Here is an 11,701-nt window from a genome sequence, read left to right on the forward strand (position 1 = left end):
CAGTCTGATATAACGCGCTTGATTATCAGCCCCTAAGCTGATAAAATAAACAAAATATCAGTTTGTAGGCTGAGATATGAAAAGTGACACTCGCAAAAGAGCACGGGGACGGCTTGACGAAAGACTTCAGGCGCTCCAACCAATTGATCGGTTTAGGGCTCCGCCGAAGGGATGGGTACGAGCGCTACGCGATGCCCTCGGCATGACGGGTACGCAGCTGGGCGCGCGCATTGGAGTCCGGCCGCAAACAGTTGAATCAATCGAAAAGTCGGAAGCAGCCGGGACAATCCAACTCAATACCCTGCGTCGCGCCGCCGAGGCATTGGATTGCACGCTCGTCTATGCCCTCGTTCCAAACAGCTCGCTTGAAGCCGTTGTCGAGGCGCGGGCGCGCAAGATCGCAACACGCGAACTCCAGCGCGTCGCGCACACTATGCGTTTGGAAGCCCAGGGCACTGAAAATGCGAATTTCGAATCTCGCATCCAGGCATACATCCGCGACAGGCTCTCTGAGCGCGATCTCTGGAATGAAGTATGACAGATCTTTTCCAGGAACCTGAAGACGCGACGTCTCTTGAGCCGCAGGAACGAGAGGGTTTGCTCCAGACCTGGATCACTCACCGCCGCGACCTCAACGAAGCGGAAGAGGAAAACATCGTCGAGGGTGCGGTTTGGGCGCGGGGCCGGCGGCGCTTGCCACTCGAACGGATGCTCAGCGAAGACTTCATGCGGACACTACATAAGCGAAGTTTCGGTGACGTCTGGCAATGGGCCGGCACGTTCCGGGCGACGGAGCGCAACATCGGCGTTCAGGCTTATCGTATTGGAATGGAGCTCGCGAGCTTATTGAGCGACATCCGTTACTGGATTGAACACAAGACCTTTCCACCGGATGAGATAGCAATCAGATTCCATCATCGCCTCGTCGCCATCCACCCGTTTCCGAACGGAAATGGACGGCAGGCACGTCTCGCAGCCGACCTGCTGATCGAGCGGCTTGGCGGTGATCCTTTTACCTGGGGCGGCGGCAGTCTGGCCAATGTTGGCGAATTGCGAGGACGCTACGTCGCCGCACTACGAGCGGCGGACAATCATGACGTCGCTCCGCTTCTGGAATTCGCGCGCAGCTAACAGGGCCCATCGCAAGTGTGACAAAGACGGTCGGTAGCCACATGACGCCCGATTGGCGGCCCTGTGAACCGCCCCGGCTTTGCCGGAGACCCCAACTCGTGAGAAGTAGGGTCTATGACAAGCAAAACGACGAACAAATTTTCTCCTGAAGTCCGCGCCCGCGCCGTTCGGATGGTAACGGAACATGAAGCTGAATACTCATCGCGCTGGGCGGCGGTATCATCGATAGCGGCCAAGATCGGCTGCTTGGCGCATACCCTCCATGAATGGGTGAAGAAGGCCGAGGTCGACAGCGGCAAGCGTGCAGGTTTGCCGAGTGACGTGGCGGAGAAGATGAAGGCACTGGAGCGGGAGAACCGCGAGCTTCGTCATGCGAACGAGATTTTACGCAAAGCCTCGGCGTATTTTGCCCAGGCCCCTTTCAGCGAATGCAAGCATTCGCTTGTCGGGCAAGGGGAGCTCGACCGCCCACTGAAGCGATGATTTCCTTCATCGACGAACACCGCTCGGTGCTCGGGGTCGAGCCGATCTGCAGGCTGCTGCCGATTGCCCCGTCCACCTATTATGAAGTCGTCGCCAAGCGCACGGACGTGGGTCGCCTATCAGCCCGCGAACGGAATGATATTGCCATGAAAGTCGAGATACGCCGGGTGTTCAACGAGAACTTCCAAGTCTATGGCGTGCGCAAAGTCTGGCGGCAGTTGCAGCGAGAAGGTTACGACATCGCCTGCTGCACCGTCGCTCGGCTTATGAGAATGATGGGGCTTCAAGGCGTCATTCGCGGCAAGCCAGTCAAAACCACCGTGTCGGACAAGTCCGCTCCATGCCCGCTCGACCGGGTGAACCGACAGTTCTTCGCTCCAGCGCCGAACATGCTGTGGTTATCAGATTTCACCTATGTCGCGACCTGGCAAGGCTTCGTTTACGTGGCCTTTGTCATTGATGCCTTCGCCCGCCGTATCGTCGGTTGGCGGGCAAGCCGAACGGCCCATGCGGGCTTTGTGCTCGATGCCCTCGACCAGGCGCTTCATGATCGGCGGCCTGTCAAACGCGGCGGGCTGGTTCATCATTCCGACCGCGGCTCGCAATATGTGTCTATTCGCTATTCCGAACGGCTGGCGGAGGCGGGCATCGAGCCGTCTGTCAGAAGCGTTGGCGACAGTTACGACAATGCTCTCGCCGAAACGATCAACGGTCTTTACAAGGCCGAGGTCATCCATCGCCGGGGACCGTGGCGAAGCTTTGAAGCCGTGGAGTTCGCCACGCTCGAATGGGTCGACTGGTTCAACAACCGCCGCCTTCTGGAGCCCATCGGAAACATTCCGCCTGCCGAGGCTGAAGAACGATACTATGCCATGCTGGACGCACCAGCCATGGCCGCGTAACTTAAACCAAACGGTCTCCGGTCTAGCCGGGGCGGTTCACAAGCTTCTCAAGCTTCCCCGCCTTGAAAGGATTTGAACCGACGTCTGTTTAGTCTTTAGCTGGGCGCCTTCCCAATCCGCCACTGGTAAGGCGGCGGCGTGCCGTTGACGGCATAGTCGCCGATAATGCGGTCCTTGTAGATGCGGGGGTTGTGCGAGGACAGGGTGCGGGCGTTGCGCCAGTGGCGGTCGAGACCGGCCGGCTTCTTGATCGCGGAGGCACCGAGCGTGTCGAAGAGGAGCGTCGATGCCTCGAGAACGAGATTGGTGACGACGTTGAGGGCCTGCGACGTTTCCAGTTCCGCAATGGCGTTGGCGCGTTCCTCGGCGTCTGCATCACCGGCGAAGTGGGCCTGGTATGCACGTTCGATCGCGGCCGCGACCTGCAGCACGATGGCGCTGGTGCAATAGGCGTGGCTGCGGGTACGGCCGACCACTTGCAGCACCTGCGGGTCCTCGCGGGAACTCGGGCCGGCCGCGTTCGAGTAATGACGCTTGCGTGCGCCAACGGCCGCCGCCGTCTCGCTTGCGATGGCCCGGCCGATACCGGCAAGCGTCGCCAGGTGCACGATCTGGTAGAACGCGGCGCCGTATCGGAATTTCTCCTGATCGGCCACAATGTCCTTGGGATCCACGGCAACATCCGTAAAGGTCGTCGTGCCGCTGGCGGTCAGTGTCTGCCCAAAACCGTCCCAGTCATCGACGACATTGACTCCGGGGTCGTCCCGGCGCACCTGAAGCACGACGCCCTCCCCCTCCACGCCGGTGGCGCCGACGTCGATCCAGTCGGCAAACAGCGAGCCGGTGGTGTAGTATTTCGTGCCGTTGATGACCAGTCCGTCGTCCTTCCTCGACACGCGCGTCGAGAAGGCATCCTGCTTGGCGTCGCCGATCTCCGTCCAGGCATTACCGGCGATCTCGCCGGCCGCGATGCGCTGTACCCAGCGCTTGCGGCTGTCGCCCTGTGGCTTGCCGACGACATCCTCGACAAAGCCGAAATGACCGCGCAGGGCCTGCGTAATGTTGGAGTCCGCTTCCGAAAGCTCGATCAGGAGGTTGGCGAGTTCCGGTATCGAGGCGCCGAAGCCGCCTTCGGCCTCCGGCAGGCGGAGCGCGCCGAAGCCCGCTTGCTTCAGCATCCGGATCTCATCGACCGGCAGGGTGCGCGAAAGCTCCCGTGCGATCGCGCCCTTGGCGATCTCGGAAAACAGCGGGCGGAACCGGGCGGCAATCTCTTCGTAACGCGGGCTCGGGCCTGCACCCCAGGCCAGATCAATCTGTGACATCGATGTATTCCTTGAAAGGGTCAGTTCGTTCTGGAGGCCGGGGCGCCTCCGAGATAGAAGTCGTGAACGTCCTCGCGGCGGCGCAGCTCTTCGGCCGTTCCCGACAGGGCCACACGACCGTTTTCCAGAATATAGGCGTGGTCGGCGTAGCGAAGCGCCAGGTTGGCGCTCTGTTCGGCGAGGAGAAAGCTGACGCCAGCCTCCGTGTTGAGCGTCCGGATGATCTCGAAGATTTCTTGCACGATGATCGGGGCCAGCCCCATGGAGGGTTCATCGAGAAGGACGAGGCGCGGCCTAGTCATCAGAGCCCGGCCGATCGCCACCATCTGCTGCTCGCCGCCGGACGTCAGTCCGGCTTTGACCTTGCGCTTCTCCTTCAGCCGCGGAAACCACGCATAGACCTGCTCGAGGCTGCGTGCGAGTTCGGCCCGACCGGGCTTGCGGACGTAGCCGCCGGAGAGAATGTTCTCCTCGACGGTCAGCTGTGCAAAGCAATGCCGGCCCTCGAGAACCTGCACGACCCCCTGCGCCACCAGCCTGGAGGCCGAGAGCGCGCCGACCGGGGTGCCGCGCCAGAGGATCGTGCCCTTGCTGACATGGCCGCGTTCCGGCCCGAGCAAGTTGGAGACGGCTTTCAATGTCGTGGTTTTCCCCGCGCCGTTTGCGCCGAGGAGGGCGACGATCTTGCCCTCCCCGACGGTCAGGGAGACGTCACGAACGGCGAGGATTGCAGAACCGTAGAGGGCCTCGATGTTCCTGATCTCGAGAAAGCCGGTGTCCTGAAGGGTCATATGATCGTTTCCGTATGTTGGCCCGTCCGTGTATGGGATCAGTTCTGCGCCTGACGCGGCTCGATGCCCTTTTCCTTGGCGTAGGCGGCTGCGCGCGCGTAGATCGCGTCACGGAACAAGGGGCGATCGCCCTTCAGCCAGTCGGTCACCGCGTTCCACTTCTGCCCGTCCCACTGCACGATCTTGGCGGCCGGATCGCCTTCATGGTCCTGCGGCGTGATCTTTAGGGGGCTGAGCAGGCCTGTCGCGCCAAGCTCGGCAATGCGTTCAGCGGTGATGTCGAGATGCTCGGCGGCCCACTGGCCCTCTTCCTTGGTCAGGGGACGGTTTCCGAACTTCTTCTGGCCGGTGCGCAGGATCTCGGTGTAGATGATCGCCTGGACGAGACCGGCATTGTAGTAAACCGAGCCGAATTTCGAGACGTCCTTCAGTTCGCCCTTGCCGGCATCGATGACGTTCTTTTTCAGTTCCTTGGTGATCTCGAAATCCGTGCCCGACGGGAAAACCGACACGGCGAGATAGTTCTTGGCGGCGGCACCTGCAGGCCGCGCATCCTCTTCGGATCCCGTCCAGATGTCACCGATGATGCGATCCGCTGGGAAGCCGACACGCGCCGCGGTCTTCAGTCCAACCGGCGACATCACGCCCCAGGCGCGGAAGAACACCCAGTCCACGCCGGCCCGCTTGATCTGCTGCCACTGCGCCTGCTGCTGCTCGCCGGGATGCGGAACCGCTATCTGGATATTCTCGGACCCGTATTTTTTCGAGAGGATGGCCATCGGCTGGATCGTTTCGCGACCATAGCCGGAGTCGTGATAGAGCGTGGCGATCTTCAGACCTTTGAGCTTGTCATAGCCACCGACCTGATTGGCGATATGCTCGACGACGATGGAGGCTTCCGTCCAGTAATCGAAGAGAAGCGGAAACTGGTAGGGAAAGACGCTCCCGTCCACCGCATCGCCCCGTCCGCCGGCAACCGAGATGATCGGCAGCTTGTCGAGCCGCGCCTTGTCGGAAATGGCGGCGTCGAAGCCGCTGGACGTGGTGAAAAGAACGGCGACCGGTGCTCCGGCATAACCGTTCTTGTAGCGCTCGTAGCATTCGAAGGCGCGCTCGAGCGTATAGGCCGTCTCGCACTCTTGGACGAAGATCTTGACGCCGTTCACGCCGCCCTTTTCGTTGATGTAGTTGAAATAATCGCGATACCCAGCCCATTGCGGAATGCCCGAAGGCGCGTAGGGGCCGGTGCGATAGGAGAAGAGCGGGAAGAGCTGCTGGCCCGTCGCATCGTCCGCCTTTGCGACGCTCGTGAGCGTGGAAGCGGCGATGAGGGCACTGGTGGCGAGTGCAAGAGTTTTCGATAGAAGAGACATGGCGGTCCTTTGGGTTCGTTGATGAAGCGTTGGGAGAAATTCGGGAGGATGGAGCAGGCCTCGTCGCTGCTCGGGTCGTTATCCGGCGTATCTGTTCCGGATGGCCTGTCGCGCACGCCGCAGCAGCTCGGAGAGGCCATCCGGCTCCTTGATCAGGAGCAGGATGATGATGGCGCCAAAGATGATGCGCTGAAGGTTGGTCAGCGCGCCCTGATCGCCGAGGAAGGAGAGATCGACCGCCAGCACGACGCGGTCGAGCAGGATCGGTGTCAGCACGATGAACGCGGCTCCGAGGAAATTGCCGAAGATCGTCGCCACGCCGCCGATGAGCACGATGAAGAGAACCTGGAAGGACTTGTCGAGGTTGAAGGTGTGCGCATCCGACGTGCCGAGATAGGCAAAGGCCCAGAGAACACCCGTGATACCGAGGAAGAACGAACTGATCGCGTAAGCCTGCAGCTTGCGGCGGGCGACCCGGATGCCGAGAACGGAAGCTGCCGTTTCCATATCCCGGATGGCCATCCATTCACGCCCGAGCCGGCTGCGGACGATGAGGAAGGCAAGGCCGATGAGCAGGACCGTGACGCTGGCGGCGAGAAAGTACCGGCCAAGCGGCGACTGCAGGCTGTAGCCGAGGATTTCCAGCCGCGGCGCGGAGATGGTCAGCGACTGGCTGTCGTTGGAAAACCAGGTGAAATTGCTGAACAGCCACTCGAAGAAGAACTGCGCGCCGAGCGTCGAGGCGCCGAGGTAGAAGCCCCTGATCCGCAGCGACGGCAGCCCGAAGACGACGCCGGCCGACGCCGCGATCAGCCCGGAGATCAAAAGCACGAGGGGTAGCGGCAGCCCGGGTACGCGCAAAATAAGATTATAGGCCGAGAACGCGCCGATCAGCATGAAGGCCGCCGAGCCCAGGGACACGAGACCGGCATAGCCCTGCAGCAGGTTGAGCCCGATGCCGGCAAGCCCCATGACCAGTGTCGGAATGATGATGGAGCTGAGCCAATAGTCTTCCGCGACGGCCGGGATGACGGCGAACGTGACGAGCAGCCCGGCGACGATCGGCAGCAGGGGCGCGTCGAGGCGCGAGCGGAGGCCGGACGGCAACGTTCGATCCTGAAGCACGGTCACGGTCAGACCCTTTCGATGTCACGGTCGCCGAACAGGCCGGCGGGCCGAATGAGGAGGAAGGCGACGGCGAGGATGTATGCAAACCAGGTGGAGACGCTGCCGTTGACCAACGGCCCGAGATAGATATCGGCGAGCGCCTCGCTTGCGCCGACGATCAGCCCGCCGGCAATCGCACCGGGGATCGAGGAGAAGCCGCCGATGATCAACACCGGGAGAGCCTTGAGCGTGATCAGCGAGAGCGAAAACTGCACACCCTGGCGCGCGCCCCAGAGAAGGCCGGCGACCAGAGCGACGAGGCCCGCGACGCTCCAGACGATGCGCCAGATCACCGGGAGACGGATGCCGATGGATTGGGCAGCGAGCGTGTCGTCCGCCACGGCCCTGAGCGAGACGCCCATCCGGGTCTTGCTGAAGACAATGGCAAGGACCGCGACCAGGGTGACGACGATCAGGGAGGCAACAATGTCGAAATGGCTGATCAGGATGCCGGCATAGTCCTCGGCGATATCGTCGATGCCGAGATCGAGCATGTGCACGTCGGTGCCGAGAAAGAACTGTGCTGTGCCGTCGATGACGAAACTGAGACCCAGCGTGGCCATGAAGAGGGTTAGCGAATCCCGGTTGCGCAGGGGTCGGAGCACGAGAGCCTCGACCAGGATCGCCACCACGACCATCAGCGCCGCCGTCGCGAGGAACGCGATCCAGAACGGAAATCCGTGCTCCACGAGGGTGACGAAGGCGAGCGCCGCCAGAAAGACCATTGCGCCCTGGGCAAAGTTGAAGACGCCCGACGCCTTGTAGATCAGCACGAACCCAATGGCGACGAGCGCATACATCAGCCCGGCGAAGAGGCCGGTGATCAGGGTTTCCAGAAAAAAGGACATGGGAAATCTCTAATGAACGGTGCCGAGATAGGCGGCGATGACATCGGGATTGTTGCGCACCTCGTCCGGTGTACCGTCCGCGACCTTGCGGCCGTAATCGAGGACGACGACATGCGAGGCGAGGTTCAGCACGATGCCGACGTCGTGTTCGATGAGCACGATGGTCGTTCCGAAGGACCGGTTGACCTGGGCGATGACGCGGCTCATTTCCTGCTTTTCCTCCTGGTTCATGCCGGCCATTGGCTCGTCCAGCAGCAGGAGTTTCGGGGCAGCCACCAGCGCGCGGGCGAGGTCGACGCGCTTCTGCGTGCCATAGGAGAGCGTCGAGACGACCGTGTTGGCGTGTCGGTCGAGATGCAGAAAGGCGATGATTTCGTCTGCCCGGTCAGTGAACCGGCGTCGCTCCGCCCCATCCCGGCCGAAGCGGAAGATGTTTTCAAGAAACGTCGCGGCGCCCTGCCGCGAGAGGCCGGCCAGCACGTTTTCCCACACGTTCAGGCGGTGGAAGAGCGCATTGTGCTGGAAGGTTCGCCCGATACCCAGCAAGGCCGCCTTCTGCGGTTGGATCGCCCCGAAGCGTGCGCCGTTAAAAACGATATCGCCGGTATCGGCTCGGTAGACGCCGTTGATGACGTTCAGGAGCGAGCTCTTGCCCGCCCCGTTGGGGCCGATCAGGGCGCAGATCTCGCCGGTGGCGACGCTGAAGCTCAAGGCATTCACCGCCTTCACGCCCTTGAAGGACAGCGAAACGTCGCGAAGCTGGAGGAGATCGCTCATCAGGCGACGACCGACCGCAGCGCAGAGGCCGATGCGCGTTCGGCATCCCGGCGCTTGACGGCTTCGATGTCGCGATAGGCATCGGCAGGGTGGTTCTTCGGTAGGTAGGGTCCGTCGCCGAAAAGTTTCTCTCGCAGGGTGCCGGGCTTGTAGGCCGTGGGATAGACGCCGCGCTTCTGCAGTTCCGGCACGAGCAGATCGACCGCCGCCTCGAAGCTTTCCGGTGTCACGGCATAGGCAAGATTGAACCCGTCGACATCCGTTTCCTCCGCCCAATCCTGAAGGATATCGGCGATCGTGCCGGGCGAGCCGACGAAAACCGGACCGACGCCGCCGATACCGCCCCATTTGGCAAGCTCTTCCACCGTCCAGGTCTTATCCTTGCCGGCAAAGTGCTCGACCATCGAGACGATGGCGTTGGTCTCGACCTTCTTGAGTGCGTCCGTCGATGCGTACTGCCCGAAATCGATGCCGCTCCATCCCGACATTAAGACGAGGGAGCCGTCATAGGATGTATAGCTCTGATATTCCTCGAACCGCTTCTGGGCCTTTTCGTCCGTCTCGTCGATGATGAGCGTCGTCAGATTGTAGATCAGCACCTTCTTCGGATCGCGGCCGCTGGCCGCCGCCTTTTGCCGGATTTCGGAGACATAGGCCTTCAGCAGCGCCTTGCTGGGGGCGCCGACGAAGACGCATTCGGCATGTGCTGCGGCAAAAGCCTTACCCGGACCGGAGGCCCCGGCCTGATAGAGAACCGGCGTGCGCTGTGGCGAGGGCTCGGACAGATGGTAGCCCGGCACGTCGAAGAACGTGCCCTTGTGGCCGATCTCGTGAACCTTGGTCGGATCGGTAAAGATCCCGCGGACGGGATCGCGCTGCACGGAGCCCTCCTCCCAGCTCCCCTCGAACAGCTTGTAGAGCACCTCGACATATTCGGCGGCGACCTCGTAGCGGTTTTCATGGCTGCGCAGGCCGCCTTGGCCGACATTCTTCGCGCCGCTTTCGAGATAGGACGTCACGATGTTCCAACCGATCCGTCCCTTCGTATGGTGGTCGGCCGTCGCCAGCCGACGTGCGAATGTGTAGGGATGCTCGAAGGAGGTCGAAGCGGTGATGCCGATGCCGAGATGCTCGGTCGCAAGGGCGATCGGAGCGGCAAGCTGGATCGGATCGTTGACGGGGATCTGCGCCGCCTGCTCGATCGCATGGTAGTTCGAGCCCTTGTAGACATCGTAATAGCCGATGACATCCGCGATGAAGATCCCGTCGAAGATGCCGCGTTCCAGGGTTCTCGCAAGATCCTGCCAGTAATCGAGGTCCTTGTACTTCCAGGACCGATCCCGTGGATGTTTCCAGAGACCCGGCGACTGGTGCCCTACGCAATTCATGTCAAAGGCGTTAAACCGTATCTGCCTGATCATCGATCCGCTCCGGATGCACGTAGGTGTTGGCCTACAAAATATCATCAGGAACGGTCAATGCGAGAAACTGGCTATTGTCTATAGATTTTGTTTAGAACAATTTTCCTAAATTATGGTCGTTTTAGAGTTGCGGTTCAGCACATCTTCAAATTAGATCGAACCGCTGGCCGTCGTCCGCTGGGCAGGAGGACAAACATTTGTCAACGATCCGAAGCCTTGGCGCATCATAGGGCACTCAGACCTGCATCAAACAATTCTCGGCATCGACGGCGCGGTCGGAAACCAGTACGCGATGATGGAATCGGTTACCGTTCATACGGGACCTCAGATGCGTAGCGTGAAACCTCGCCTTGAGTGTCGGTCCGAGCACTTTATGAAACGTTAGAATTATTTATCGAAATTTGCATTTGCGGGTTTGCGTCACAGGCGTCGTTGTGATTCCCTTGGCCTTTCGAAACGCGAGAGGAGGCTTCGATGTGGACGATCGAAAACCGCGGACGATATGATCGCAGCAAATTACGATATCCGAGTGATCTGACGGATGAAGAATGGGCTCTTGTCGAGCCGTTGATCCCGGCTGGTAAGCGGGGCGGCGGCAAGCGCACGGTGGTTTTGCGCGAGGTGGTGAACGGCCTCATGTATGTCCTGTCGACAGGTTGCCAGTGGCGGGCGGTACCAAAAGACTTGCCGCCCCGAAGTACGCTGTTTGGCTATTTCGACCTGTGGAACTGGGACGGAACGCTCGGCCGCCTCCATGCTGAGCTCTATGTGAAATGCCGGGAAGCAATGGGCCGCGAAGCAAGTCCTACGGCTGCGGTGATCGATAGCCAGAGCGTCAAAGGCGCCGAAAAAGGGGGGCTTGCATCGACCCGTGCGGGTATGATGCGGGGAAAAAGATCAAAGGCAAGAAGCGCCATATTCTTGTCGACACGGTAGGTCTGCTGCTAAACGCCCTGGTCCACCCGGCAGACATTCAAGACCGCGATGGCGGGGCTCTGGTTCTGCGGACATTATTCGGGCGCTATCCGTTTTTGACAAAGCTATTCGCCGACGGCGGCTATCAGGGACCGATCTTTGCCAAGGCACAGAAGAAGGCCAGACCAGGTCTGAACACTGAAATCGTCAAGCGATCCGATGCTGCAAAAGGCTTCGAGATATTGCCACGCCGTTGGGTCGTGGAGCGAACCTTTGCGTGGCTTGGGCGATGCCGGAGACTGGCCAAAGACCTCGAGAACCTATCGACAAATGCGCTCGCCTTCCTCAAACTCGCATCCATCCGCCTGATGCTGCGAAGGCTATGTGCAAACTGAAAAAGTTTCCGGACCGACTCTGAATGCATAGCGACAATCTAGGTGAGATTCAGCGTCAATCAGGATGAGACTCGCGCCGGGGTGTGACGGAGGGAGGGCGTAGCCCGATCGTAGTCATACCCCGGCGTGGCGTAAATTTTGGGCGTCTCATGATCGCGGTCGGTCCGGTACAT

10 protein-coding genes, 1 pseudogene and 1 other annotated feature are annotated in these 11,701 nt (G+C 60.8%); of the genes and pseudogenes, 4 read left to right on the forward strand and 7 right to left on the reverse strand.

All coding sequences use genetic code 11. The features are described 5' to 3' along the window. Positions 1 to 76: 76 nt before the first annotated feature. The 3 genes and pseudogenes from GA0004734_RS22745 to GA0004734_RS22755 all read left to right on the forward strand — a co-directional run bounded on the left by GA0004734_RS22745 (position 77) and on the right by GA0004734_RS22755 (position 2,516). Positions 77 to 538 (forward strand): mobile mystery protein A, encoded by a 462-nt coding sequence (locus GA0004734_RS22745; RefSeq protein ID WP_092938076.1) that lies wholly within the window; start codon positions 77 to 79, stop codon positions 536 to 538. Further along, the gene (locus tag GA0004734_RS22750) at positions 535 to 1,131 is read left to right on the forward strand and encodes a mobile mystery protein B (RefSeq protein WP_092938078.1); all 597 of its coding nucleotides are present in this window, start codon (positions 535 to 537) and stop codon (positions 1,129 to 1,131) included. The genes GA0004734_RS22745 and GA0004734_RS22750 overlap by 4 nt, the downstream gene beginning before the upstream one ends. Before the next feature lie 114 nt (positions 1,132 to 1,245). Next, positions 1,246 to 2,516 (forward strand): annotated as a pseudogene (locus tag GA0004734_RS22755) (IS3 family transposase). Then, positions 1,571 to 1,685, forward strand: a sequence feature (AL1L pseudoknot). It overlaps the preceding pseudogene by 115 nt. Before the next feature lie 95 nt (positions 2,517 to 2,611). Here the strand turns inward: GA0004734_RS22755 and GA0004734_RS22760 are convergent. The 7 genes from GA0004734_RS22760 to GA0004734_RS22790 form a co-directional block, all read right to left on the reverse strand. After that, entirely contained in the window at positions 2,612 to 3,841 is a 1,230-nt protein-coding gene (locus GA0004734_RS22760) for an acyl-CoA dehydrogenase family protein (RefSeq protein WP_092938080.1), read from the reverse strand. A 20-nt stretch (positions 3,842 to 3,861) separates the two neighbouring features. After that, complete coding sequence (locus tag GA0004734_RS22765) at positions 3,862 to 4,632, reverse strand: ABC transporter ATP-binding protein (protein ID WP_092938082.1); 771 nt, start codon at positions 4,630 to 4,632, stop codon at positions 3,862 to 3,864. A 38-nt stretch (positions 4,633 to 4,670) separates the two neighbouring features. After that, the gene (locus tag GA0004734_RS22770; protein WP_092938084.1) at positions 4,671 to 6,005 is read right to left on the reverse strand and encodes an ABC transporter substrate-binding protein; all 1,335 of its coding nucleotides are present in this window, start codon (positions 6,003 to 6,005) and stop codon (positions 4,671 to 4,673) included. A 78-nt stretch (positions 6,006 to 6,083) separates the two neighbouring features. After that, positions 6,084 to 7,136 carry a branched-chain amino acid ABC transporter permease gene (locus tag GA0004734_RS22775; protein WP_210173769.1) on the reverse strand — a complete coding sequence of 351 codons (1,053 nt, stop codon included), beginning with the start codon at positions 7,134 to 7,136 and terminating at the stop codon, positions 6,084 to 6,086. A gap of 2 nt (positions 7,137 to 7,138) precedes the next feature. Next, the gene (locus tag GA0004734_RS22780) at positions 7,139 to 8,020 is read right to left on the reverse strand and encodes a branched-chain amino acid ABC transporter permease (RefSeq protein WP_092938088.1); all 882 of its coding nucleotides are present in this window, start codon (positions 8,018 to 8,020) and stop codon (positions 7,139 to 7,141) included. A 9-nt stretch (positions 8,021 to 8,029) separates the two neighbouring features. After that, on the reverse strand, positions 8,030 to 8,797 hold the full coding sequence (locus GA0004734_RS22785; RefSeq protein ID WP_092938090.1) for an ABC transporter ATP-binding protein: 768 nt from the start codon (positions 8,795 to 8,797) through the stop codon (positions 8,030 to 8,032). Next, complete coding sequence (locus tag GA0004734_RS22790; RefSeq protein ID WP_092938092.1) at positions 8,797 to 10,218, reverse strand: LLM class flavin-dependent oxidoreductase; 1,422 nt, start codon at positions 10,216 to 10,218, stop codon at positions 8,797 to 8,799. Before GA0004734_RS22790 ends, GA0004734_RS22785 begins: the two co-directional genes overlap by 1 nt. Positions 10,219 to 10,692: 474 nt before the next feature. Between GA0004734_RS22790 and GA0004734_RS22795 the strand changes: the two genes are divergently transcribed. Further along, a protein-coding gene (locus GA0004734_RS22795) for an IS5 family transposase (protein WP_092937920.1) occupies positions 10,693 to 11,528 on the forward strand; the annotation gives its coding sequence in 2 pieces (ribosomal slippage) (positions 10,693 to 11,077 and positions 11,077 to 11,528; 837 coding nt in all). The last annotated feature ends 173 nt before the right edge of the window (positions 11,529 to 11,701 follow it).

It is taken from the genome of Rhizobium sp. 9140 (genome assembly GCF_900067135.1).
In the GTDB taxonomy this organism is placed as follows: domain Bacteria; phylum Pseudomonadota; class Alphaproteobacteria; order Rhizobiales; family Rhizobiaceae; genus Ferranicluibacter.

Coding starts and splice junctions, on each gene's coding strand:
- GA0004734_RS22745 (WP_092938076.1), top strand. CDS start 77: ATGAAAAGTGACACTCGCAAAAGAGCACGGGGACGGCTTGACGAAAGA.
- GA0004734_RS22750 (WP_092938078.1), top strand. CDS start 535: ATGACAGATCTTTTCCAGGAACCTGAAGACGCGACGTCTCTTGAGCCG.
- GA0004734_RS22760 (WP_092938080.1), bottom strand. CDS start 3,841: ATGTCACAGATTGATCTGGCCTGGGGTGCAGGCCCGAGCCCGCGTTAC.
- GA0004734_RS22765 (WP_092938082.1), bottom strand. CDS start 4,632: ATGACCCTTCAGGACACCGGCTTTCTCGAGATCAGGAACATCGAGGCC.
- GA0004734_RS22770 (WP_092938084.1), bottom strand. CDS start 6,005: ATGTCTCTTCTATCGAAAACTCTTGCACTCGCCACCAGTGCCCTCATC.
- GA0004734_RS22780 (WP_092938088.1), bottom strand. CDS start 8,020: ATGTCCTTTTTTCTGGAAACCCTGATCACCGGCCTCTTCGCCGGGCTG.
- GA0004734_RS22785 (WP_092938090.1), bottom strand. CDS start 8,797: ATGAGCGATCTCCTCCAGCTTCGCGACGTTTCGCTGTCCTTCAAGGGC.
- GA0004734_RS22790 (WP_092938092.1), bottom strand. CDS start 10,218: ATGATCAGGCAGATACGGTTTAACGCCTTTGACATGAATTGCGTAGGG.